General features: G+C 59.5%; 20 protein-coding genes and 1 pseudogene. 8 read left to right on the top strand and 13 right to left on the bottom strand.

The genetic code is table 11. The features are described from left to right. The first annotated feature begins 3 nt into the window (after nucleotides 1-3). Together PMI29_RS09430 and PMI29_RS09435 are read left to right on the top strand one after the other, a co-directional pair. Entirely contained in the window at nucleotides 4-978 is a 975-nt protein-coding gene (locus PMI29_RS09430) for a 2-hydroxyacid dehydrogenase (RefSeq protein ID WP_008000675.1), read from the top strand. A gap of 179 nt (nucleotides 979-1,157) precedes the next feature. Further along, a complete protein-coding gene (locus PMI29_RS09435) occupies nucleotides 1,158-1,667 on the top strand; it encodes a DUF2165 domain-containing protein (protein WP_033052548.1) in 510 nt (169 codons plus the stop codon). A gap of 24 nt (nucleotides 1,668-1,691) precedes the next feature. Here PMI29_RS09435 and PMI29_RS09440 read toward each other — a convergent pair whose 3' ends face one another. Further along, nucleotides 1,692-2,594 (bottom strand): DMT family transporter, encoded by a 903-nt coding sequence (locus tag PMI29_RS09440; protein ID WP_008000673.1) that lies wholly within the window; start codon nucleotides 2,592-2,594, stop codon nucleotides 1,692-1,694. Between the two features lie 151 nt (nucleotides 2,595-2,745). On the opposite strand from PMI29_RS09440, the gene PMI29_RS09445 reads away from it, so the two are divergent. Continuing rightward, nucleotides 2,746-3,621: a helix-turn-helix domain-containing protein gene (locus tag PMI29_RS09445; RefSeq protein ID WP_008000672.1), complete on the top strand. Its 876-nt coding sequence runs from the start codon at nucleotides 2,746-2,748 to the stop codon at nucleotides 3,619-3,621. Nucleotides 3,622-3,779: 158 nt separating this feature from the next. On the opposite strand, the gene PMI29_RS09450 is transcribed toward PMI29_RS09445, so the two are convergent. From PMI29_RS09450 to PMI29_RS09470, 5 genes are all read right to left on the bottom strand, one after another. Continuing rightward, entirely contained in the window at nucleotides 3,780-6,209 is a 2,430-nt protein-coding gene (locus PMI29_RS09450; protein WP_008000670.1) for a TonB-dependent siderophore receptor, read from the bottom strand. A gap of 240 nt (nucleotides 6,210-6,449) precedes the next feature. Then, entirely contained in the window at nucleotides 6,450-7,439 is a 990-nt protein-coding gene (locus tag PMI29_RS09455) for a FecR family protein (RefSeq protein WP_008000668.1), read from the bottom strand. Further along, on the bottom strand, nucleotides 7,436-8,008 hold the full coding sequence (locus PMI29_RS09460) for an RNA polymerase sigma factor (protein ID WP_008000666.1): 573 nt from the start codon (nucleotides 8,006-8,008) through the stop codon (nucleotides 7,436-7,438). The genes PMI29_RS09455 and PMI29_RS09460 overlap by 4 nt, the downstream gene beginning before the upstream one ends. Nucleotides 8,009-8,261: 253 nt before the next feature. Beyond that, complete coding sequence (locus PMI29_RS09465) at nucleotides 8,262-8,669, bottom strand: HPF/RaiA family ribosome-associated protein (protein WP_007970346.1); 408 nt, start codon at nucleotides 8,667-8,669, stop codon at nucleotides 8,262-8,264. Between the two features lie 214 nt (nucleotides 8,670-8,883). Then, nucleotides 8,884-9,831: a LysR substrate-binding domain-containing protein gene (locus PMI29_RS09470; protein ID WP_008000657.1), complete on the bottom strand. Its 948-nt coding sequence runs from the start codon at nucleotides 9,829-9,831 to the stop codon at nucleotides 8,884-8,886. 135 nt (nucleotides 9,832-9,966) lie between these two features. Here PMI29_RS09470 and PMI29_RS09475 point away from each other — a divergent pair, with 135 nt between their 5' ends. Both PMI29_RS09475 and PMI29_RS09480 read left to right on the top strand, forming a co-directional pair. Beyond that, nucleotides 9,967-11,343 carry an L-serine ammonia-lyase gene (locus tag PMI29_RS09475; RefSeq protein ID WP_008000655.1) on the top strand — a complete coding sequence of 459 codons (1,377 nt, stop codon included), beginning with the start codon at nucleotides 9,967-9,969 and terminating at the stop codon, nucleotides 11,341-11,343. A gap of 310 nt (nucleotides 11,344-11,653) precedes the next feature. Further along, the gene (locus PMI29_RS09480; RefSeq protein WP_008000652.1) at nucleotides 11,654-11,971 is read left to right on the top strand and encodes a DUF3509 domain-containing protein; all 318 of its coding nucleotides are present in this window, start codon (nucleotides 11,654-11,656) and stop codon (nucleotides 11,969-11,971) included. Here the strand turns inward: PMI29_RS09480 and PMI29_RS09485 are convergent. Then, nucleotides 11,968-12,468: a phosphate-starvation-inducible protein PsiE gene (locus PMI29_RS09485; protein WP_008000650.1), complete on the bottom strand. Its 501-nt coding sequence runs from the start codon at nucleotides 12,466-12,468 to the stop codon at nucleotides 11,968-11,970. The genes PMI29_RS09480 and PMI29_RS09485 overlap by 4 nt on opposite strands. A 277-nt stretch (nucleotides 12,469-12,745) precedes the next feature. Here PMI29_RS09485 and PMI29_RS09490 point away from each other — a divergent pair. After that, nucleotides 12,746-12,985, top strand: a pseudogene (locus PMI29_RS09490) (YebG family protein); the annotation flags it as partial. A gap of 188 nt (nucleotides 12,986-13,173) precedes the next feature. Here PMI29_RS09490 and PMI29_RS09495 read toward each other — a convergent pair. Beyond that, entirely contained in the window at nucleotides 13,174-14,193 is a 1,020-nt protein-coding gene (locus PMI29_RS09495) for a Glu/Leu/Phe/Val dehydrogenase family protein (protein ID WP_008000646.1), read from the bottom strand. A 183-nt stretch (nucleotides 14,194-14,376) separates the two neighbouring features. Here PMI29_RS09495 and PMI29_RS09500 point away from each other — a divergent pair, with 183 nt between their 5' ends. After that, a complete protein-coding gene (locus PMI29_RS09500) occupies nucleotides 14,377-15,180 on the top strand; it encodes a SirB1 family protein (RefSeq protein WP_008000644.1) in 804 nt (267 codons plus the stop codon). Nucleotides 15,181-15,448: 268 nt separating this feature from the next. Here PMI29_RS09500 and maiA read toward each other — a convergent pair whose 3' ends face one another. From maiA to hmgA, 3 genes are read right to left on the bottom strand one after another with little or no spacing between them, the layout of a single operon-like run. Beyond that, nucleotides 15,449-16,084 (bottom strand): maleylacetoacetate isomerase, encoded by a 636-nt coding sequence (maiA, locus tag PMI29_RS09505; protein ID WP_008000634.1) that lies wholly within the window; start codon nucleotides 16,082-16,084, stop codon nucleotides 15,449-15,451. 12 nt (nucleotides 16,085-16,096) lie between these two features. Next, nucleotides 16,097-17,401 (bottom strand): fumarylacetoacetase, encoded by a 1,305-nt coding sequence (fahA, locus tag PMI29_RS09510; protein WP_008000631.1) that lies wholly within the window; start codon nucleotides 17,399-17,401, stop codon nucleotides 16,097-16,099. A 3-nt stretch (nucleotides 17,402-17,404) separates the two neighbouring features. Further along, nucleotides 17,405-18,709, bottom strand: coding sequence for a homogentisate 1,2-dioxygenase (hmgA, locus tag PMI29_RS09515; protein WP_008000629.1), 1,305 nt, complete (start codon nucleotides 18,707-18,709; stop codon nucleotides 17,405-17,407). Nucleotides 18,710-18,872: 163 nt separating this feature from the next. On the opposite strand from hmgA, the gene PMI29_RS09520 reads away from it, so the two are divergent. After that, complete coding sequence (locus PMI29_RS09520; RefSeq protein WP_008000627.1) at nucleotides 18,873-19,697, top strand: IclR family transcriptional regulator; 825 nt, start codon at nucleotides 18,873-18,875, stop codon at nucleotides 19,695-19,697. Here PMI29_RS09520 and PMI29_RS09525 read toward each other — a convergent pair. Beyond that, on the bottom strand, nucleotides 19,662-20,351 hold the full coding sequence (locus PMI29_RS09525; RefSeq protein WP_008000625.1) for a hypothetical protein: 690 nt from the start codon (nucleotides 20,349-20,351) through the stop codon (nucleotides 19,662-19,664). The genes PMI29_RS09520 and PMI29_RS09525 overlap by 36 nt on opposite strands. A gap of 170 nt (nucleotides 20,352-20,521) precedes the next feature. Then, nucleotides 20,522-23,068 carry a LuxR C-terminal-related transcriptional regulator gene (locus tag PMI29_RS09530; protein ID WP_008000623.1) on the bottom strand — a complete coding sequence of 849 codons (2,547 nt, stop codon included), beginning with the start codon at nucleotides 23,066-23,068 and terminating at the stop codon, nucleotides 20,522-20,524. Between the last annotated feature and the right edge of the window lie 134 nt (nucleotides 23,069-23,202).

Here is a 23,202-nt window from a genome sequence, read left to right as displayed (position 1 = left end):
CTCATGAAAAAGACTGTCCTGGCTTTCAGCCGCGTCACCCCGGCAATGGTCGAACGCCTGCAACAGGATTTCGATGTCATCGTGCCGAATCCGAAAAACGGCGACATCAACGCCCAGTTCAACGAAGCCCTGCCCCATGCCCACGGCCTGATCGGCGTCGGTCGCAAACTCGGCCGCGCCCAATTGGAAAACGCTGCCAGGCTGGAAGTGGTGTCCAGCGTCTCGGTGGGCTACGACAACTATGACCTCGGCTACTTCAACGAACGCGGGATCATGCTGACCAACACGCCGGATGTGCTCACCGAAAGCACCGCCGACCTGGCGTTTGCGCTGTTGATGAGCAGCGCGCGCCGCGTTGCCGAACTGGATGCCTGGACCAAGGCCGGACAATGGCAAGCGACCGTCGGTGCGCCGTTGTTCGGTTGCGATGTCCACGGCAAGACCCTGGGCATCGTCGGCATGGGCAACATCGGTGCCGCCATCGCCCGCCGTGGTCGCCTGGGGTTCAACATGCCGGTCATCTACAGCGGTAACAGCCGCAAGACCGAGCTGGAACAGGAACTCGGCGCACAGTTGCGCAGCCTGGATGAATTGCTGGCCGAAGCCGACTTCGTCTGTCTGGTGGTGCCGCTCAGCGAAAAAACCAGGCACCTGATCAGTCATCGCGAACTGGCGCTGATGAAGCCAAGCGCCATCCTGGTGAACATTGCTCGCGGCCCGGTGGTGGATGAACCGGCGCTGATCGAAGCACTGCAAAACAACCGCATTCGCGGTGCCGGGCTGGACGTATACGAAAAAGAGCCGCTGGCCGAATCGCCACTGTTCCAGCTGAAAAACGCCGTGACCTTGCCGCACATCGGCTCGGCCACCCATGAGACCCGCGATGCCATGGCCAACCGTGCCCTGGCCAACTTGCGTAGTGCCCTGTTGGGCGAACGACCGCAGGACCTGGTCAACCCGCAAGTCTGGAAGGGTTAAAAAAAACGGGCAGGTGCCAAAAGCGCCTGCCCGTTTAATACAAAAAAGTCACTCTCAACGTCTTAAACAGCTCTCTGAATACACACCCTGCAATTCAGTCAACAACCAAATAACAAAACCACTCGATAGACTCTCCTTCCTACCCAGACACTAAGGGAACAGCAACGGAGATCACCAGCTTGAGCCAACTCACAACAAGTCGAGTCATTCGATTCAGCAAAGCCACATTGATGTTATTTGTCAGCTTCTTTGGATTGCTGATGCTATACAACAACTTCACGGACTACTCGACAAGCTATGAATACATCAGCCACATCCTGAGCATGGACACCACCAATGGTCGCAAAAAATACAGCTACAGGGCTATTACTTCTGCCATGCTGCACCACCGTATTTACTGGCTGATCATTACACTTGAAGTGGTTTACACCATATGTTGCCTACTCGGAACCTATTACCTTTACAAAAATATCAACACCAGCCCCGAACAATTTCACGAAGCCAAGAAACCTGCACTTATAGGATTACTGATCGCCCTGTTTCTTTATTACGTTGGTTTTCAAGTGATCGGCATCGAATGGTTCAACATGGACGAATCGAAAACTTGGAGTTACAAGGACAGGTCTCAACATATTATTGATTTCATCTTTCCGCTATTGATATACATCGCGATAAAAATCGAGCACTGAATCACTCAGCACTCGACGCCCCCCTCAGGCCAGCTTGCCGTTGCCCAGCACCTGCGGCACTTTGGGTTTGCGAAACACCAGTACGTTCCCCGACATCACCAACACCAGCCCCAACAGGGCCGGCATCGTCCACTGATAACCCTCGGCGAACGCCGATACGTTGAGCGCCACCACCGGAAACAGCACTGTGCAGTACGCTGCCCGCTCAGGCCCCATGCGGCCGACCAGGGTCAGGTAGGCGGTGAAACCGATCACCGATCCCGGAATCACCAGGTACAGCAGCGACCCGATGTAACGCGCGCTCATTTCCATCTCGAAGGGAATGCCTTTGACCAGACACCACACCGAGAGCATCGCCGCACCGTAAGCCATGCCCCAGGCATTGGTGGTCAGCGGCTTGAGGCCGGCCTTCTGTTGCAGGCTTGAGAGCATGTTGCCCGCCGAGAAGCACAAGGTGCCGCACAGGGCCAGACCAAGACCGAGCAAGGTTTCCGGGCTGGCGGTATGCCCGGCCAGTTCCGGCCAGAACAGCAGCCCCAGCCCAAGCAGGCCCAGCGCACCGCCCATCAGCACGTTGCGGGCGATTTTCTGACCGAAGAACACCCGCGCATTGAGGGCATTCCACAGGGTGGCGGTGGAAAACACCACGGCCACCAGACCGCTGGGGATCCATTGGCTCGCGGTGAGGAAGCACATGAAGTTGACACAGAACAGACACAAACCTTGAGCCAGGCAGATCAGGTGCCCGCGACGGTTCATCACTTGCAGGCGTCGGCTGAGCAGCAGGATCACGAACAGCACCAGCGCGGCGAGGCCGAAGCGGTAGACGATCGATACGGGAATGGCCACCACGCCCAGTTGCCATTTCAAGGCTATCCAGGTGGTGCCCCAGATCAGCACGGTCAGCAGGTACAAAGAAAGGTTCATGACTAAGGCTCCTCGATAGGTGCCCAGTGTCCGGCGCCACGCCTGGACGCACTTGCATAAACTTGCGCTTTTGTCTGGCGACAGGCTGGCATACGCACGTCTACGGAGTAGGATGCAGGGCGTTGGATGCAGGTGTTAGAGAGCAACAATCATGGCTGCACTGGATTCCCTACAAGTCTTTCAAGCCCTCAACCGCTCGCCGAATGCTCGCCTAGAGCACAGTGCCGAGCTCGGTGACGGCTTGTCCGCAGCCTTGTGGAGCAATCACCACGACGCCCAGGAATACGAAGCGCCCAGCCACCACACGTTGTCCTGCTACATAGCCGGCGGCACCGGCACCTTCCGTCGCGAACAGCCCGGCAACAAGGGCGGCCCGGACAAACTGTGCATCCTGCCGGCCGACCACCAGTCAGGCTGGGTGATCAATGGCAGCATTCGCCTGGCACACCTGTATTTCAGCCCCGAACAATTTGCCCTCGGCTGCGTCACCCTGCTCGATCGCGAACCACGGGAAATGCAGCTGCGCGAGCAAACCTTTCTCGATGATCCGCAGCAGGCGCTGCGCTTTCGGCAGTTGATCACCTTGAACTGGGACGAGCCGGGCGAGCGCCTGCTCACCAGCAGCCTGGCCCACGAACTGCTCAGCCATGCCCTGCTCAGCCAGGTCAACGCCCGGCAAGGACTGCGCCTTAAAGGTGGATTGGCCGCGCATCAGCGTCGGCATCTGGTGGAGTTCATCGACAGCCATCTGGACGACGCCATCAGCCTGGGTCAACTGGCGGCGTTGTGTGCATTGTCGGAATACCACTTCGCGCGGATGTTCCGCGAAAGCTTCGGCTTGCCGCCCCACCAGTACGTGCTGGCGCGACGCCTGAACCGGGCGCGGGAATTGCTGCGCACGACCTCGCAGCCTCTGGGCGAGATTGCACTGGCCTGTGGCTTTTCCAGTGCCAGCCACTTCACCAACCGATTTCGCCAGGCCCTGGGGGGAACGCCCGGCGAGTATCGCCAGGCGTTTTTGCGCTAGTTCCGAGCTTTTTCGGCGCCTTTCAGGCCGCCATCGCGAGCAAGCTCGCTCCCACAAGGTTTGGCGGTGCTCACCTGTTTTGTAATCACCCTATTCCCCTGCGGGAGCGGGCTTGCTCCGGGCGGCGTTCCGACGAAGAACGATGACGCGGTCTGTCCTCAGAACTCCAGCGTGCTGGACAGCGAAATCTGCCGCGAGTCACCCATCGACACAAAGAAGCGGCTCGCCGCCGAGGTGTAGTAAGTGCGGTCGAACAGGTTCTTCACGTTGAGCTGGAACTTGACCTTCTGCCTTTCGACCTTGGTGTCGTAGGTGGCGAATGCATCGGCCACGGTGTAGCCCGGCAGGTCGAAATCGTTCACCGCGTTACCCGCGCGCTCTCCCACATAACGCGCGCCGGCGCCGACCCGCAGCTGATCACCGCCAATAACGGTGCCGAAGTCATAAACGGCCGACAACGAGCCGCTGTTCTTCGCCACGTTTTGCAGTTGATTGCCTTTGTAAACCGGGTCTTCGGTGACTTCGGCATCGGTATAGGCGTAGCTGCCGATCATGCTCCAGCGATCGCTGAGCTGACCGCTCAAGTCCACTTCCAGGCCACGGGAACGCACTTCGCCGGCGGCACTGTAAATAGTGGTCGGGCCTTCGGCGTTGGCCACCAGCACGTTGCGTTTCTTGATGTCGAACAGCGCGATGTTACCGGTGACGCGGCCCGGCAGATCAAGCTTGGCACCCAGCTCCCAGGACTTGGCTTCTTCCGGCGCGATGCCGCCGTCAAGCACGGTGCTGCTGCCGCTCAACGGCGCGATGGTCGAGTTGGGTTTGAACGACTCGGTGTAGCTGCCGTAGAACGACAAGGCATCGGTGTATTTGTAAACCAGGCCAGCGCGCGGCACCCATTTCTGCCCATTGCTGTCGGTGTTGGCGTGGAACGGCACGCCTTTGCCAGCATATTGGTCGTACACCTGGAAGCGCGCGCCGGCCACCAGAATCCACTGGTCGGTGAGGTGGATGGAGTCTTGCAGGAACACCGAATCGCTGCGCAGTTCATCGGTCTGCGCGCTGTCGGGCGCACTGACGGTGGTGCCCGCCACTTCCCGACCATAGACCGGATTGACGTAACTGAACGTGGTCAGGCTTTTCTGGCGGATCAGGTCTTCGCGGAAGATCTTGCGGTATTCGTCGTCGATGCCGAACAGCAGGTCGTGCTGCATGCCGAGCACGTTCACATTGCCTTCAAGGCTGGCGGTGGTGAAACGGTCGGTGCTGATCGCATTCCGGGTACCGTCCATGCTGCGGGTCAGGGTGCCCTTCTGGGTGTCGATGGCGGTCACGCGCACCTGGCTGGCGTCGTAGGTTTCGCGGTTCCAGCTGTAGCCGAAATGGCCTTTCCAGTTGTCGTTGAGTTGGTGATCGGCTTCGAAGTGATAGAGGTCCGAACGCCCTTGCATGTTGTTGAACGGCTCATCAAGGCGCTCGTTGCGCGAGATATCCAGCGGATGGTTGGTCCGTGGATCGATCAGCGTGCCGCGGTCGAACGGCGTGAGGAATTCGCGGTGCTCATAGGCGAACAGCAGCTTGGTGCTTTCGCCGTACCAGGCCAGAGATGGCGCGATCAGGCTCTCGCGATGCACGCCGAAATTGCGCCAGTAATCTTCGTCTTCGTGGTCAAGCACCATGCGGTAGGCCAGCCCGGAATCGCCGAGGGCGCCGGTGCTGTCGAGACCGCCGCCGCTGCCATTCTTGCCGTCGCCATAGCTCGAACCGCGCAAGTTCAAGGCGTTGTACTGCTCAAGCTCGGGCTTCTTGCTGACCATATTGACCACACCGCCCGGATCCTGAATGCCGTAGAGCAACGAGGCCGGCCCCTTGAGCACTTCAACCCGGTCGACGCTGGCGTTGAGGCCACGGCCCTGCACGATCGGCATGCCGTCGCGCATGATCGAGCCGTTACGGTTGTCGCCGAAGCCGCGAACCATCACCGAGTCCTGGGTGCTGCCCAGAGTGTTGGCCTGGGTGATGCCGCTGACATTGGCCAGGGCGTCATCAAGATTGCGCGGTGCCTGGTCGCGGATGACCTGGGCCGGGACGACATTGATGGTCTGCGGGATCTCCTGAACCGGGGCCGAGGAGCGCATCACCGAAGAGGTGGGTGGCGGCTGGTAGCTCATGGAGTCATCCATCACCGAGGTGATGGTGGTCGCGCCCAGGTTCAACGCACCTTCAGTCGGCCGTGGTTCCAGGGCAATGGTGTGGCCGTCGGTGCGGCGGAAGGTCAAACCCGAACCGGTGAGCAGACGTTGCAGGGCCTGTTCGGCGCTCATCTGGCCATTGATGGCCGGCGCATTGAGGCCGTACGGCGCTTCATCGGTGTAGACGACGCTGATGCCGGTCACCCGGCTGAAATCACTCAGGGCCTGGGGCAGCGGTTTGGCAGCCAGCGAAAAACTGAACTGCTCACGCGACTGACTGCCGCCTGTCTCAGCGGCCAGCGCCACGCTCAGCGGCAACAACGCCAAAACCGAAAAGCTCAACGCAGACACACTCAACCATTGTTTGACCGAACCCGATTTTGCCCTGGACTTCATTACTCACGACCTGTGTAGAACCGCTACGGATGCGAATGACTCGCAGTTTCAGTCACTACACGGATGGCAATCGGGTTTACCTCAGCAAAAATTTGAAAATATTTTTATTCAGGGTGATGTGGTGTTTGAACTGGCCCCATCGCGAGCAAGCTCGCTCCCACAGGTTTTGAGTCGGTCACCAAATTGGGGACAACATAGAACCTTGTGGGAGCGAGCTTGCTCGCGATGGGGCCGGCAGCTTCAACGCAAAATAATCAGATGCCCCAGCACCTGATGCTGCTCAAACCCCATCACCCCCTGCAAAGAACTCAACACCGCCTGCGGGTTCTTGCTCGGGAAGCTGCCACTGACCCGACGTGCCGCCAGTTCATCGTCGAGCAACACGATCCGGCCGGGGTAATAGCGCGCCAAATCCTGTACCACGTCGGCCAACGTCGCCTTGTAGTAATTGAGCCAGCCCTGGCGCCAGGCCAAATGCGCTTCGCTGTCCACCGAGTGGAGTTTTTCCATCGAGCCTTCGCCGTAGGCCACTTGCTGGCCGGCGGTGAGAATTTGCTGTTCGGCGTTCTTGTCCGTCGACACGCCAACCCGCCCCGACAACACCGTGACCTGCGCGCCATGGGGCTGCAAACGGACTTCGAACTGCGTGCCCAGGACCCGCGTCAAGCCTTTCTCGGCGTCCACCACAAACGGTTCACCGGTGTGGGTGACGTTGAAAAACCCGGCGCCGCGGCGCAACTGCACATGGCGCTCACCACGGCTGAAGTCCACCGCGATGGCACTGTCGGCATCCAGGGTGACTTGCGATTGATCGGCCAGGGTCACGGTGCGAATTTCCCCTGGCGCCGAGACGTAATCGGCCCCCAGGTCGTCGATCCAGCGCATCGGCTGCCAACCCGTGCCGAGGCTGATCATCAGCAGCAGGCAAGCGGCCATGGCCAAGGCACCGGACCAGCGCCCGACGGTGCTGCGCCGCGAGCGATTCATCGCATTGAGGTACCCCTGCAAGGCAAAGGCGTCTTCTTGGGCGAGAGTGCGCGCCGGCACTTCGCTCAACTCCCACAGCACTAGCGCCTGGGCATACGCCTCGGCATGGGCGGGGTCGGCCTGCAACCATTGGCTGAACGTAGCCTGGTCACCGCTGCCTGGCTGGTCATGCAACAGGCTCAACCAGGCCAGCGCGGCCTGCTCCTGCGCGGGCGTCGGAATGACGCGTTCGAAGTGGTTCACGGTGCTTTCCCTGGCATACGCGTTTCGGGTTCCCGAAGGCTGGCCTTGCAGGCTTCGAGGGCGCGCATCATATGTTTTTCCACGGCACTTTGGGACAAACCCATGGCCTTGGCGATCTCGGCGTACTTACGGCCGTGAATGCGATTGAGCAAAAAGATCTGCCGCGTACGCTCCGGCAAGGCGCGCAACGCCGCTTCGACATGGAGCAAATCGTTGCCCGCCTCCAGTGCCGCTTGCGGTCCGCTGCCATGGCTGTCCGGCGGCTCGACCATCAAGCCTTCGCTGGCCCGGACTCGTGTGCCTTCACTGCGCAAATGGTCGATGGCGATGTTGCCGGCGCAGCGCAACAGGTAGGTGCTGAGTTCCTCGACCTGCACCAGCGGCCGCCGCCAGAAACGCAGGAACAAATCCTGTACCAGGTCAGCCGCCGTCGCCCGACAACCGACGCGACGACTCACCAACGCCTCCATTTGCGAACGCTGGGAAAGAAACACCTGGAGAAAATGCGCACGGTCGCCGCGCTGTTCGTCGTGCTCGATATCGCGGGGGTCGGGTGGGAGAGTGATCATCGTTCATGTTTCGACCTGAAAACCGGTGAGGCCACGACAGCGTCAGGGGGCCGGTAAGGCCGCAATATTAATGATAAATATTCTCATATGCAAAAGGATCGGGGGCAGCCCTCTCTTACGCCCGTTGGTTGCACCGCAAAGCTGGCTGTCCCCGCAGCCATGCCAATGGCCACGGAATCCAAAAGTCACCGAAACGAAAACGGGCCTGCAATGCAGGCCCGTTTTCATGGGAAGGTAAAAAGTGAATCAGGTGTCAGCCGTTAAGCGCCGCCTGTTCGTTTTCCAGAAACTCTTCTTCCAGCAGCTGGTCGGCATGGGCGCCACTCTCGATGGGCACCACATTGGCTCGTTTGCCGCGTAATTTGCCGAACATATGCTCCAGCGCATGTTCAAGTTTGGTGGCCGCTCCGTCGATCGCCTGCTCCATGGTGGAGGCTTTATGAGTGACGGAAACCGGTTGATGGCCTTTTGGCCGCGCCTCCAGCTGGCAGCGCATGTCGTGGGGACCCGGCTTGTCGCCGTTCTCGTCCCGCAGGTGAACCTCGACTCGTGTCAGGTCCTCTTCGTAGCGTTCGAGCGTGCTCTCAATGGTCGTACGTACCCACTCCTCCAGTCGTTTACTGCCTTGAATATGGTTATCGCTATTGACTTGGATTTGCATAGTTCATCCCTTATTTCAGCTAGCTCGCGAGAGGCCGGTCAGCTAAGCCCTTGGGCGTCATCACCGTGACCTCTTGGTTACACAATCGGTCTGTACGCTGAACAATTCAACCCCCTAAAAAAGATAAATTTTCAATCGCAAAAAAAGCCGGACAACCGGTAAAAGCGCTGTTAAGGTCGGGAGTTGGGTCGCCCTGCTCTTACGTAATATTTGCTCACATTTGCCGCTCCCCCAACGGGTGCAAGCTGCGAAAAATCCCCGCTTCTTCCACCAGCCAGTCATGCACCGCACGTACGCCGGGATGGCTCAGCGCCCCCGGTGCATAGAGCAGCATGTAGCGTTTGTGGTTAGGCACCGCCAGACCAAAAGGCACGATCAACGCCCCACGCTCCAGTTCATCGTTGAGCAGCGTTCGTCGGGCAATCGCCACCCCCATCCCGGCGATGGCCGCTTCGATCGTCAGGTGGTTGCGATTGAAGGTATGCCCGCGTCGCACATCCGCCCCCTCGAAGCCGATGGCATTGAGATAAAACTCCCATTCCGCGTACTCGTAGCTGCCACGCCAGGCGGTGATGTCGTGCAGCAAGGGAAAGTGCATCAGGTCTGCCGGACCGTGCAGCGGCGGACGACCACGCAACAGGCTCGGCGCGCACACCGGAAAAATCTGTTCATCGAGCAAGGCTGTGGATAACAGCCCCGGGTAGCTGCCGTCATTCAGATCGATCGCCAGGTCGAAGTCACCTTCATGCAAGGGCACGCTGCTGTCCTCGGCCACCAGACGCAACTGAATGTCCGGAAAACGCTGCTGCAAACGCGGCAGGCGCGGCGTCAGCCATTTGCTCAGGAATGACGGAATCGAACGCACCCGCAGAATCCCGCTGATCATGCCTGCATCCAGTCGCCTCAATTCGGCGTCGATGCTGCCAAAAGCCTCGTTGACGGTAACGGCCAGGCGCTGGCCCTCAGCGCTCAGTTCCACTCCGCGGGCGCGGCGGTGAAACAGGCGAAAGCCCAGGCGTTCTTCCAACTGGCGAATCTGCTGGCTGACGGCGCCCGGTGTGATGTGCAGTTCTTCGGCGCATCGGGTGAACGACAGGTGCCGCGCGGCACAGGCAAACACGTTCAGCCAGACGTATGTCTGGCCGTGCAATTGACGACTCATCGTTTAGTCCCGCTAAAGGATGTCTTAGGAATTTTCGTTGGTCACGTAGGACCTTGACGGGCAGTATCGCCGACATTGCGCTTGTCCTACAAAAATGGCGGCGATTTCCCTTCCATTGCATGTACAGGCTTTAGCATGGCTATCAGCGTTTTCGATCTCTTCAAAGTCGGCATCGGCCCGTCCAGCTCCCATACCGTCGGTCCGATGCGCGCCGCCGCGACCTTTGCCCGGCAGTTGGTCGAACAGGGTTTTCTGGCTGACGTGCGACGAGTGGAGATTCGCCTTTACGGTTCTCTTTCGGCGACCGGCGTCGGCCACGCAACGGACCGTGCCTGCGTCATGGGTCTGATGGGCGAATGGCCCGACAGCATCGACCCCACTACCATTGACAGCCGAATCAACACCCTGCGCGAAACCGGTCAGTTGCCTCTGGCAGGCATTGCCGACATTGCCTTCGACTGGCAACGCGATCTCCTGCTGCTCAACGAGAGTCTGCCCTACCACCCCAATGCCATGTCCCTGACAGCCTTCGGTGAAACCGGCGAACTGTTCGAGCAAACCTATTACTCGGTGGGCGGCGGTTTCATCATCGAAGCGGCCGAAGCCGAATCCGGGATCGCACCGACCGGCGATGTGGTGCTGCCTTACGACTTTTCCAGTGCCGCCGAACTGCTCAAACTCTGCAACGAGCACGGGCTGCGGGTGGGCGAACTGATGATGGCCAACGAACGGGCATGGCGCACTGACGCGCAGATCCGCGAGGGCCTGTTGCATATCTGGTCGGTGATGCGCGAATGCGTCGAACAGGGCTTGCGCCACGAAGGCATTCTGCCCGGCGGGCTGAATGTTCCGCGTCGAGCTGCGAAACTGCATCGCAGCCTGCAGGAAATCGGCAAGCCGAATGTCATCACCTCCACGTTGTCAGCGATGGAATGGGTCAACCTGTACGCCCTTGCCGTGAACGAAGAAAACGCGGCCGGCGGGCGCATGGTCACGGCACCGACCAACGGCGCGGCGGGGATCATTCCGGCGGTACTGCACTACTACATGAAATTCAATGCCGACGCGTCTGACGACGATGTGGTCGCGTTCTTCCTGGGCGCAGCTGCCGTCGGCATCCTGTGCAAGAAAAACGCTTCGATCTCCGGGGCCGAAGTCGGCTGCCAGGGCGAAGTCGGTTCCGCCTGTGCCATGGCCGCCGCGGGCCTGGCAGAGGTGCTTGGCGCCACCCCGGAACAGCTGGAAAACGCTGCCGAAATCGGCCTGGAACACAACCTCGGCCTCACCTGCGACCCGGTTGGCGGACTGGTGCAAGTGCCGTGTATCGAGCGCAATGCGATCGCAGCGGTGAAGGCCATCAACGCCACGCAAATGGCCCTGCGCGGCGACGGCAAACACTTCATTTCCCTGGACCGGGTGATCCGCACCATGCGCGACACTGGGGCGGACATGCACGACAAGTACAAAGAGACGTCGCGGGGCGGACTGGCGGTGAACTGGGTGGAATGTTGATCGCTTTGGAGGCACGTCGAGGTTTATTGCCCTGAAACGTGCAGAAAACGCGCCCCCCTGTAGGAGCGAGCTTGCTCGCGAAAAACCAAAAGGCACCGTGGGGTGTCTGGGTTTACGCATTATCGTTGACGACCATCGCGAGCAAGCTCGCTCCTACAGAACCTGTTTTTTGTCCGACAATTTTGTCGGCATGCCCCTTGCTACATCCTGATTGGAACAATGATGGCGAGATGGCCGGTGGTCTGACATTGCGAACCAACCCGATCACGGCCGGTCAACAACTGCACGTTCAATCAGGCGGTGACGCATCATGGACAACCCTTTCCAGCTCATTACCGATGCCTTTGCAGCGGATTATCAGATCAACCTGAGCATTCAGGGACTGGACGGCAGCATCATGCTGACCCTCTCCAACAGTGGCCGCGTGGTGGCCAAACGCATGATCAGCGCCGAACAACGCAATGACCCCCAACGCCTCAAGCGTCTGGTTCAAAGCATTCAATTCGGCATTGCCATCGAACAAGGCCACAGTGCCGTGGCCATCCTCGAATCCATGACCGATGACGGCACGCGCAGCCTGCCGCCACCACCCGCCAACGGCCGGCCCCGACCCGCCATGGGGCTTTAAAGCTCGCCCTTTTCTACTTCCGGATGTTCACTGGAGCCCGCACCTGTTTTGCGGTGTGGGTTTTCAATCTTCACCGAAGGAAATTGCGACGAAGCGTAACGCACCACCAGAATCGCAAACGCCAGCAGCAGAATCCCGCCGCACAGGTAAATAATTCCCAGGTCCGGCGGGTTGTGGTGCGAAACGTTGGAAATCAGCAGCCGCGTCAGCGCGGTGATCGCCACGTAGATCAGGAAGCGCACGGGCATGTGGTTGGTCTTGAAGTAAATCCCGACCATCGCCCCCAGTTCCAGGTAGATGAACAGCAGCAAGATGTCATCGATCTTGATGTGTCCCTCTTCGATCATTCCGAGAAACTCCATCACCGCCGCCCACGCGGTCACCGCACCAATGGCGAACAGCGCCAGGTAGTGAAAGGTTTCAACGAACAGATTGCCCAGGGACTCGGCCAGCTCATGGACGTTCTGCCGCAATTTTTCGGCCCAGTTGATTTTCACGATGCTGCTTCCTTAGGTCGGTTCGAACGGATGATGCGGGTTGGACGTGAAGGTTTTTCTGCATGCAGAAAAAAGGCCAGCACATGATGGCGAGACGCTCTGGATTGCGCGCCGTGGCGTTTGGTCGCACCTGCTCAGCGCCTCACCTGACAAATGTCGAAACCGGTCTACATTAAAAAGCCACTACCCAAAAGGCAGGGATTCGCTTATCCTTTTCGCTGTATATAGATACAGTAGTCGAAACCGACAACCAATGTGAAGGCATGTGAGGTGGTGAATGGCCGTCGAAGTGGTATACCGCAGCAGCCGAGATCTGGAGCGCTTGTTCATGGATAAAGCCGAAGCTGACCGTCATGACAAAATGCTCGAACTGGCCGAATTGCTGGCTGAAGTGTTGCAGAAAGCCGTTCCGTCGCTGACCGAGCAGCAAGTGGAAGAAGCCGGGATCTACATGGCGAAGAATCGCGATGTGTTCGCCAAGGCGTTCAAGAGCCAGCCGGACGCCCTGTCCGAACTGCTCAGCGCACCGTTTGAAGTCGCAGAACCGGTTGCAACGGTCGAGGTCGTTGAAGCCGCTGAGCCGATCACCCCGGCCAAGCCTGCCAAGGTCCCCAAAGCCGCCAAGTAAGCAAAGCCCAAATTGAACAGGCCCTGAGTCGAATGGCTCAGGGCCTTTTTCATGCCTGTGGAAAACTCATGCCTGATTCACCGGTACAACACTTTCTCCGCCAACTCGTCGGCCACCCGTGCGGGGGAGCGTTTTTCCGCCTGGGCGTGGGCGAACACTTCGGTCAGGCGCGAGCTGATTTTCGACAGATGTGCGGTGATGGTCGGCAGTTCTTCGCCGCGGTGCTTGAGCGACACGTAAATCAGCCCACCGGCGTTGATCACGTAATCCGGTGCGTACAGGATGCCCCGCCGCTCCAGTTGGTCGGCGACGTCCAGATGCGTCAACTGATTGTTCGCCGAACCGGCCACCGCCGAGCAGCGCAATTGCGCCACGGTATGGCTGTTGAGTACACCGCCCAGCCCGCAGGGCGCGAGGATGTCGCAAGGTGTGCTGAGCAGCGCGTCGTTGGCAATCGGGTGCGCACCGAGTTGCTCCATGGCCAGTTGCACCTTGCCGTGATCGATGTCGCTGACCAGCAGTTCGGCACCGGCGGCGTGCAACTGTTCTGCCAGGGCATAACCGACATTGCCCAGGCCTTGAATGGCAACGCGCAGGCCTTCGAGGTTATCGCTGCCCAGTCGCGCCATCGCAGTGGCGCGAATGCCGGTGAACACGCCCATCGCCGCGTGTGGCGCGGGATCGCCCGCCGAGGTGGTGCTGGTGACGTGCTGGGTCTGCTGGGCGATGCAATCCATGTCCGCCACTGAAGTGCCGCTGTCGATGGCGGTGATGTAACGGCCTTCGAGCTGTTCGATGCAGCGTCCGAAGGCTTCAAATAGCGCTGCACGGTTTTCCACATGGGCCGGGCGCACGATCACCGCTACGCCGCCGCCCTGGGCCAGGCCGGCCAGCGCTGCCTTGTAGCTCATGCCCTGGGCCAGGCGCACAGCGTCCTCGACCGCGGACTCGTCGCTGGGGTAGGCAAGGTAACGACAACCACCCAGGGCGGGCCCCAGCCGGCTGTTATGAATGGCAATGACCGCCTTCAACCCGGTGACCGAGTCAACGCTCAGATGCAGCGATTCAAGGCGAGTGCTTTGCATGAGAGCGAACATCGTAAGGCTCCCGAATCACTTCTTGTAGTCGCCAGTATAGGCTTGCGCCCAAAAAATGCAGAAGCGCACAGGAATAAGCACGGCCTCCATGCTAGCTTTCGGAAATAACCTGTATTCGCCCTGGTGCGGCACTGGACGAATGCCGGAGAGGGGGCTAAAACGAGGCATTGCCCGGAGATTCTGATGACCCCGCGCCAATCGTTTTTCGCCTGCCTGCAACGTTCACCGCCCGCGCTGTTCGAGGCGGCACTGTGGATTGCGGTCGAGCACGACAGCGAGGTGAACCCGCAAGCACTGCTGGCCGATTTCCAGACGTTGCAACAACGGGTCAGTGGTGGCTTGCCGATGTTACCGGTCAGTGAACTGGCCCAGCCGTTGCTGCGGCGCATGAACGACCTTGGTTTTGCCCAGGACGATTTCACGCCATTGCGCCCGCAAGTGGCACTGCTTGACAAGGTTCTGGAACTCCGGCGAGGGCAACCCTTGACGCTGGGGCTGATTGCACTGGAGTTGGCCAGGGGCCTGGAGATTCCCATGGTCGGGGTCAACTTCCCCGGACATTTCCTGCTGCGGGTGCCGGGCGCCGATCATTTGCTCGACCCCTGCGGCGGCCGTCGCCTTTATCCGAACGATTGCCGGGAATTACTGAACCGCCAGTACGGCCCGAACATCAAGCTCGGCGCCGAGCACCTGGAGACCGCTGAACCGGTGCAGATGCTTCAACGGCTGTCGCGCAACCTGCGCCAGTTGTACCTGTCCCACGACGATGTCATCAATGCCTTGATCGACGCCGATCGCGTCCTGGAACTGGGCAACGCCAGTGCCACAGACTATCTGTCCCGGGCCAGCCTGTATCAACGACTGGAATGTCCGAATGCCGAACGTTTTGACCTGGAGCATGCGCTGCTGCTCAGCGACGACCCAATCCAGCGGATTCGCCTGACGGAGCGGCTGGGGCATTTGCCGCCGAACGCCATCGTTCACTGATCACTGCCCCCCCTGTAGGAGCGAGCTTGCTCGCGAAATCGGTGTGTCAGCCACCAATGAAGTGATTGCCAGACCGCTATCGCGAGCAGGCTCGCTCCCACCTTTGTTTTGCGCTGTGGCGAGCATTTGTATACACCACCGAAGCCTGTGGGAGCGGCGGTGCGGCGGTCCGACTTGCTCGCGAAATCGGTGTGTCAGCCACATTATTGTTGACTGACACGCCTTCTTCGCGAGCAAGCTCGCCCCCACATTGGAACGGTGTGAGGCATCAAGGCGTGTCTGGCTGGTTCGCCGGATGCGCCTTGATGAACGCCGGATGCGTTGCCGCCAACGCCGCCACTCGACGAATCCGCGGGTAAGCCTCAAGGGAAACATTGAAGCGCTCGGCCGCATACAACTGCGGGATCAGGTAGACGTCCGCCAGCCCTGGTTCGGGGCCGAAACAGTAACCGTCATCACCGATCAACTGCTCCACCGTGGCCAACCCCTGGCCGACCCAGTGACCGATCCACTCCACCACTTGCGGTTCGTCGTGGCCCAACTGGCGCAGACGATTGAGCACGCTGACGTTATGCAACGGGTGCACATCGCAGCCGATCACTGCCGACACACCGCGTTCATGGGCGCGGGTGGCGAGGTCCCTGGACAGCAGTGGCACCTGTGGATAACGTTCCTCCAGGTATTCGATGATGGCGGGAGACTGGATCAGCAACTCGCCTTCATCAGTGCGCAAGGCCGGCACCCGGCCTTGCGGGTTGACGCTCAGATAAGGCGGCTGCCGATGCTCGCCCCCCTGCGGTGCGATCAGGTTGACCGGCAAGGACTGATAATCCAGGCCCTTGAGCGCCAATGCGATACGCACCCGGTACGACGAAGTCGATCGGTAGTAGGTATAGAGTTCCATGCCCCGCTCCTGTTAACGCGCCGGCAGCACTTTGCCGCGGCACTCACCGAATCCGATGGAAGCGAAACCGTCACGACGGCAACGGCCGCGCAGGATGATTTCGTCACCGTCCTCAAGGAATTTACGCACTTCGCCCGACGCCAGTTCGATCGGTTTTTTACCACCCTCGGTAATTTCCAGCAGGCTGCCGAACTGACCGCTCTCAGGGCCCGACAACGTGCCCGAGCCAAACAGATCACCGGCCTGCAATTGGCAACCATTGACGCTGTGGTGCGCGACCATTTGCGCCACGGTCCAGTACATGTGCCGGGTGTTGCTCAAGGTCAGGCGATGGGCTGGCAGGTTCTGTTCACGCATGGCTTCGGTGAGCAGCAACACTTCCAGTTCGATGTCGAACCCGCCAGCGGCCTGATCGCGCTTGTCGAGCAGGTACGGCAGCGGCTGCGGATCGCCTTGCGGACGCGCAGGCTGGGCGCGACGGAATGGCTCCAGCGCCTCGGCGGTAACAACCCACGGCGAGATGCTGGTGATGAAGCTTTTCGACAGGAATGGTCCCAGCGGCTGGTATTCCCAGGCCTGGATGTCCCGTGCCGACCAGTCATTGAGCAGGCAGAAGCCGGCGATGTGATCAGCGGCGTCGCCAATGGCAATCGAGTCGCCCATGTCGTTGCCCTGGCCGATCCAGATACCCAGTTCCAGTTCGTAGTCCAGGCGTGCACAAGGACCAAAGGTCGGCTCGGTTTGACCGGCCGGCAAGGTCTGGCCTTTCGGACGGCGTACATCGGTACCGGACGGGCGAATGGTCGATGCGCGACCGTGGTAGCCGATTGGCACGTACTTGTAGTTCGGCAGCAGCGGGTTGTCGGGACGGAACAGCTTGCCGACGTTCTGCGCGTGCTCGATACCGACGTAGAAGTCGGTGTAATCATTGATTTTCGCCGGCAGGTGCATCTCGCAATCCGCCGCCAGTGGCAGCAGTTTCGCACCCTGGGCTTCGATCTTGCCATGCAGGGTGCTGCCTTCGGCGAACAGTTCCAGCAAGCGTTCACGCAGGGCCACACGGGCCTCGCGGCCCAGTTCGAAGAAGGCATTCAACTGGCCGCCACGGGTGGCCTCGACAGCAGCCTTCGCGGCGCCATCGAACAACCCGGCCTCCAGGGCCGCTTGCAGATCAAAGATATGCTCGCCAATGGCCACGCCGCTACGCGGTGCCGAGCCGTTGAGGCTGAACACGCCCAACGGCAGGTTTTGCAGTGGGAAATCAGCATGGCCGTTGGCGGATGCAACCCAGCTGCGAGTGATGGAAGTCTGCGTCATGGGTTATCTCCGGGTCGGGTCGAAAGTGGCGGGCAGCGTAGCCCAGCAGGCATCGTAAGTGTTTTGCAATTGCGGGCAATCGAGGGCGAAACGGCTTGGGCGCAACACCTGGCTGGTTTCGAACATGAACGCCATAGTGTTGTCGATTTTCGCCGGCTTGAGGTCCGCGTTGATCGCTTTGGTACAGGTCTCACCGTCCGGACCGTGGGCACTCATGCAGCTGTGCAGCGAAGCACCACCGGGCACGAAGCCTTCAGCCTTGGCGTCGTATTCGCCCTGGATCAAGCCCATGAATTCGTTCATCAGGTTGCGATGGAACCAAGGTGGACGGAAGGTTTTCTCGGCCACCATCCAGCGCGGCGGGAAGATCACGAAGTCGAGGTTGGCCAGGCCGTGGACGCTGGTTGGCGAGGTCAACACTGTGAAGATCGACGGATCAGGGTGATCGAAACTGACGGTGCCGATGGTGTTGAAACGGCGCAGGTCATATTTGTACGGCACATTATTACCGTGCCAGGCGACCACGTTGAGCGGCGAATGATTGAGTTCGCACGCCCACAACTGGCCGAGGAATTTTTGCACCAGCGTGGTGGGTTGTTGCAGGTTCTCGTAGGCGGCCACCGGGGTCAGGAAGTCCCGCGGGTTGGCCAGGCCATTGCTGCCAATCGGCCCCAGGTCCGGAAGACGCAGCGGCGCACCATGGTTTTCGGCGACATAACCGCGGGCTTGCGGGTCAATGAGTTCGATACGGAATTTAAGACCGCGTGGCAGTACGGCAATTTCCAGCGGTTCCAGTTCAAGCACGCCGAGTTCGGTGGCAATGCGCAGGCGCCCCAGTTCAGGCACCAGCAACATCTCGCCGTCAGCATTGAAGAACACACGCTCCATGGAACGGTTGGCGCGGTAGTTGTAGATGCTGATCCCGGCCGGTTTTTCTGCGCCCGAGTTGGCGGCCATGCTCACCAGACCGTCGATGAAATCGGTCGGCTCGGCGGGAATCTCCAGCGGGTTCCAGCGCAGGCGATTGGGGGTCACGTCACCCAGTGGACCGCCGGCCAGTTGCCGATCGAGTTTGACGAACGCCGGATGATTGGCCGATGGCTGAATGCGATACATCCAGGTACGACGCGCCTCGCTGCGCGCCATGGTGAACGCTGTGCCGGAGAACAGTTCGGTGTAAAGGCCGTACGGGGCTTTTTGCGGGGAGTTCTGGCCGACAGGCAGTGCGCCGGGCAACGCTTCGCTGCTGAATTCGTTGCCGAAGCCTGACAGGTAAGCCCGCGCTGGCGTCGTTGAATCGGGGTTCATGGAGCCTCCTGAACAGGGAGTCGGCAATGGCCGGTCGCTCTGTTGCAGAGTTCGTGGCATGCCTGGGTTATTTTTATCGTAATTCAATTACGCATAACGTAATTTGATTGGTATTGACCGTCAAGCTATAAAGACGCCCATTCGTCCCGGGATCCCAGCCACCATGGAAAAAACCAGCGACAACAACGGTAAACAGAAAGTCCGCTCGGCCGAGGTTGGCACCGACATCCTCAAGGCTCTGGCCGAGTTGTCGCCTTCGACTTCGCTGTCGCGCCTGGCCGAACACGTGCAGATGCCGGCGAGCAAGGTTCATCGCTATTTGCAGGCCTTGATCGCCAGCGGATTCGCCGAACAGAACGCCGCGACCAACCATTACGGGCTCGGCCGCGAAGCCCTGCGCGTCGGCCTGGCGGCACTCAACAGTATGGACGTGCTGAAAGTCGCCGCCCTGCCCCTGGCTGAATTGCGCGATGACTTGAACGAAACCTGTTTTCTGGCGGTGTGGGGCAATCAGGGCGCGACCGTGGTGCATATCGAACCGGCGGTGCGTGCGGTGACGGTGGTGACACAACTGGGCTCGGTGTTGCCGCTGCTCAGTTCCTCCACCGGACTGGTCTTCGGCGCTTACCTGCCTGCGCGTGAAACCGTGGACCTGCGCGATCAGGAATTGCAGAACAGCACCGCCCACGCCTTGGCCGATCAGCAGGCGTACACGACGATGTGCGAACAGATCCGCCAACGGGGCCTGCATCATGTGCATGGATTGTTGATGCCCGGTGTGGATGCCTTGTCGGCGCCGGTCTTCAACGCGATGGGCAAGATTGCGGCAGTGCTGACGGTGGTGGGGCCGACGTCGCTGTTTCATGCCGACGAAAATGGCCCGGCGGCGCAGCGATTACTGGCTGCGACACGGGCCATCAGTTGGCGGATGGGCTACGAAAGTCCTTCCGTATCAGATCAGGAACTGCGGAGCAATTTCGATCACTAGGTCACTGATATCCTTGATCGTAAGTTGCGGATGCAAATGAAATTCCCGGGAACTGTAGGCGACCGAATAAACACCAACGCCTTCGCCGTGATAGTAAGGAATTTCATTCTGTTGGAAATGAGCAAAGATATCTTCGGCCAGGCTTCGGGATTGAAGTATCTTTCGCCCGTCCGCTTGCGTGACAAAGCTGGTCAAGTACAGGTTATCGATATTGATTTCCGGGAGCCGATACTTCAACGCAGCATGGACCTCCTCGATGCCAGATACCTTGATCGAGCGTTTTGAAAGATTGATTGAGGGCGCATCGGTTAACCAACGGACGATATCAATTATAAGCCGTTCAAACTCTATCAGGTTCAGCCCTTTAACCCGATATTCCGGTTTGAAAGAATACTGCCGATTGAAAACCCCATTGATACCCTGGACATAATCAGGCAGTGTCTCTTTCTCAACCCACTCCAGTGTCTCATCGAATAACGTCCTGGATTCGCTGACGTCAGTGCCAATAATATCAAGCAGCGTATTCAGATAGGTCTTGTGCGGGTTGATTCCGAGTTTCCCCAGGCGTTCAGCCAACAGCACCTCGACGGCGAAATCCGCACGAATACGCTTCAATAGCAAAATCTTACTGTTAGAAAAAAAACTGTCACTCATACAGACTTCCTGTCACGTTAAAGAGCCGAGCATCCTGCTCGAACTGTCGGCCAATATACTGACAATGCAATAAATTGCTTATTTATCAGCGCCGACGCCCATATTAATCAATACGGTTATTTATGCACGCACCGTATGCTTTAATTCATTTCAAAACTTAAAATAAACCATTACCAAACCTGCATTATCAACCCCAACTTCTTCGCCATGGCAACTGCCTGTGTGCGTCGTTCCACACCCAACTTGCTGTGAATACGCCGGGCATGGGTTTTCACCGTATGCAACGAAATGAACAGTCGTTCGGCGATTTGCTGATTGGAGTTGCCTTGTGCAATCAGGTCCAGTACTTCAAGCTCTCGCCCGCTCAGCAAACTGACATCGGTGCCCATATCGACCACTGGCGCCGTTCCCTGTAGACGACAGATCAGACTCGGCTGGCGCAAATTCAAATCACGCAATGCCTGTTGCCCCTGACAACGCTTCACCAACGCCAGCCCGGCCTCCAGTGCTGCGTGGGCAATGTCCGTCTCACCCGTCAGGTCCGCCACTTCGCAGATTGCCAATTGCAACTCCGTTTCCAGCGCCGGCATGGCCTGTTGTTGCGCATGCTTGAGTAACGCCTTGAGACGATCCAATGGACATTGCGCCAATTGAAGTTGAGTCTCGGCCAACACCAACTGGTATTCGATACGCGCAATCAGTTGCAGCGTGGCGGGTGGTGCCTGGCGTGCATGGGCTGCGCGATAATGACGCAAGACTCGGGTCAGCGCTTCCCGGGCCAACTCCGGACGCCCTTGTTGCAGCCAGAAATGACTGCTTGTTTGCAGCAGTACGCCGCGATAAACCGTATCGGGAATCTGCCGCTGCTGCATCACGCGCTCGGCCTCGCGCAGACGATCAAACGCAAGGGCGTAATCGCGCTGGTTGGCGGCCATCTGCGCCTGCCCGAGAAAGCCATACAGCGCGTGCTTGTCCTGGCTTTGCAGGCAGTCCTCCAGGCCGGACTGGAAGAAACCGGCGGCCAACTCATCTTGTCCCTGACAAAGGGCCAACCGTCCTCGCCGCAGGGCAATTCGCCCCAATAACGGCGTCGGTCGATCAGCCTCTCGAGACAACAGCGTAAAAATATCAGCCAACAAGCTCTCGGCGCGTCGGGGCGCTCCGCGCATCTCCAGTAACTGCGCGTGATCGAGCTCAAGCAGCCCTTCGAACAATAGCGAGCCTTGGGCGCGCGCCAGACACAGCGCCTCACGATTGAACGTCTGCGCCGCATCGAGTTCGGCGTTGAGCAATGCCTGTTGGGTCAGACCCGACAGGCACAACAATCGCGTCGGCCAGGCGTCGACGCTCAACTCGGCCAGCGCATCGAGAAAGTGCGCGCGGGCCGCCTCCATACGGCCTTGCAAATGCAGCAACCAGCCCTGTTGCGCCTGCCAGCGTGCCAGCAATTGCCGTTGCAGCGCCTGCGTAGGCTGCGGGGCAAATCGTGCCAGTTGCTCGATGCACGATGCGGCATGATCGAAACGTCCGGCAAACAGCAACGCCGCACTAACCAGTCCCACCAATTGCGGTGTAACGAGGGTTAGCTCAGCATGTTGACGCTCGTGGAGTTTCAACAACAGGCAGACATTTTCGCGCCGGAACAAATGTTCGAGGCTGAAGTGCTGCAACAGACTGACCGCCACTTCGAGCTCCTGCGCCAACAGCGCCTGCTCGAACGCCCCCTGCCAGTCCTCATTGGCGCTGAACCATTGGCAGGCGCGGCGATGCCAGGATCGCCCGGCCGGGCTCGGCTCTTCACGCATCGCCCGGGCCAGTGGCTCGAAGATCCGCAGCCATTCGACGGAGTCCTCCCAGGGTTCAATGAAGCAACCCATTTCCTGCAACGCGTGCAGCCACTGCGCACCCTCACCCGTACCGAAAAGATGCTCGCACAAGCTGGCGTTGAAGCGCGGCAGATGAACCAACACCTGCCAGACCTCGACCAACTCCGACGGCAGGGTATTGAACAATTCGTGTTGCAGATAATCGAGCAGCGTCGCCGAACGCCCCTGCTCACCCGACCACGGACAACCATTGAGTAACGCGATCCGCACGCCAGCACACCAGCCACCGCTGCGCTCAACCACCCTTTTGGCGGTTTGTGCCGCCAGGGTCGGCTCGACATGAGCGAGCAACTGCACGACTTCAGCCTCGGTGAACGCCAGTGCCCGGCCTTCGCACTCGTACAACTCATCATCCAGCAGCAGCCGTGGCCAGTTGCAGGGTGGTCGCCGCCGGGAGCCCACCCACCAGGTCAGCGCCGGACTGGCAACGGCCAACAGGCGATCGAGCATCCGGTCGAGCTCCGGGTTGGGTGCGCGGCAATAATCATCGAGAAACAGCCAGGTCGGCGTCTGCAATAGCGCCAGATGCGCCAGCAGCCCCGGCTCATCCGCCGAGGGCAGACCCAGCGCTTGCGTCAGGCGCAACAGAAAATCGGCTGCACTCAACGACTCCCCCGCCAGCGGCAGCCAACAGACCCGAGTACGCTCCGGTGCCCGCAACAGGCATTCGGTGAGCAACGCACTCTTGCCACTACCGGCCGGTGCGCAAAGCAACTTCACCCGTGCAGTCGAGACCAGCATGGGCTCAATCAGCCGCTCGCGGGACAGATGATGGGACGACAGTCGGGGCAGGAAGCCAGGGCGGTCCAGGCAGTGCGTCATTGCAGTCATAGTGGTGCGCCTTTTTTATAATTCTGGCGCCACCCTAGACCCCTCCCGAGCGCTTGTTGAAGAAGTATTCAACACACTGATCGACACCTATAAAAAAGGTGACCGTGAAGTCACCCTTTTGTGTAATAGCCTGT

It is taken from the genome of Pseudomonas sp. GM49 (assembly GCF_000282355.1).
Lineage (GTDB): Bacteria > Pseudomonadota > Gammaproteobacteria > Pseudomonadales > Pseudomonadaceae > Aquipseudomonas.
Note: the sequence above shows the minus strand (reverse complement) of the source record. Positions and strands in the feature narration are given on the sequence as shown.

Excerpts from the sequence above, each read along its gene's own strand:
- PMI29_RS09475 (WP_008000655.1), top strand. The coding sequence starts at position 9,967 with ATGGCTATCAGCGTTTTCGATCTCTTCAAAGTCGGCATCGGCCCGTCC.
- PMI29_RS09445 (WP_008000672.1), top strand. The coding sequence starts at position 2,746 with ATGGCTGCACTGGATTCCCTACAAGTCTTTCAAGCCCTCAACCGCTCG.
- PMI29_RS09525 (WP_008000625.1), bottom strand. The coding sequence starts at position 20,351 with ATGAGTGACAGTTTTTTTTCTAACAGTAAGATTTTGCTATTGAAGCGT.
- PMI29_RS09480 (WP_008000652.1), top strand. The coding sequence starts at position 11,654 with ATGGACAACCCTTTCCAGCTCATTACCGATGCCTTTGCAGCGGATTAT.
- PMI29_RS09450 (WP_008000670.1), bottom strand. The coding sequence starts at position 6,209 with ATGAAGTCCAGGGCAAAATCGGGTTCGGTCAAACAATGGTTGAGTGTG.
- hmgA (WP_008000629.1), bottom strand. The coding sequence starts at position 18,709 with ATGAACCCCGATTCAACGACGCCAGCGCGGGCTTACCTGTCAGGCTTC.
- PMI29_RS09495 (WP_008000646.1), bottom strand. The coding sequence starts at position 14,193 with ATGTTCGCTCTCATGCAAAGCACTCGCCTTGAATCGCTGCATCTGAGC.
- PMI29_RS09530 (WP_008000623.1), bottom strand. The coding sequence starts at position 23,068 with ATGACTGCAATGACGCACTGCCTGGACCGCCCTGGCTTCCTGCCCCGA.
- PMI29_RS09500 (WP_008000644.1), top strand. The coding sequence starts at position 14,377 with ATGACCCCGCGCCAATCGTTTTTCGCCTGCCTGCAACGTTCACCGCCC.
- PMI29_RS09520 (WP_008000627.1), top strand. The coding sequence starts at position 18,873 with ATGGAAAAAACCAGCGACAACAACGGTAAACAGAAAGTCCGCTCGGCC.
- fahA (WP_008000631.1), bottom strand. The coding sequence starts at position 17,401 with ATGACGCAGACTTCCATCACTCGCAGCTGGGTTGCATCCGCCAACGGC.
- PMI29_RS09430 (WP_008000675.1), top strand. The coding sequence starts at position 4 with ATGAAAAAGACTGTCCTGGCTTTCAGCCGCGTCACCCCGGCAATGGTC.
- maiA (WP_008000634.1), bottom strand. The coding sequence starts at position 16,084 with ATGGAACTCTATACCTACTACCGATCGACTTCGTCGTACCGGGTGCGT.
- PMI29_RS09440 (WP_008000673.1), bottom strand. The coding sequence starts at position 2,594 with ATGAACCTTTCTTTGTACCTGCTGACCGTGCTGATCTGGGGCACCACC.
- PMI29_RS09460 (WP_008000666.1), bottom strand. The coding sequence starts at position 8,008 with ATGATCACTCTCCCACCCGACCCCCGCGATATCGAGCACGACGAACAG.
- PMI29_RS09470 (WP_008000657.1), bottom strand. The coding sequence starts at position 9,831 with ATGAGTCGTCAATTGCACGGCCAGACATACGTCTGGCTGAACGTGTTT.
- PMI29_RS09465 (WP_007970346.1), bottom strand. The coding sequence starts at position 8,669 with ATGCAAATCCAAGTCAATAGCGATAACCATATTCAAGGCAGTAAACGA.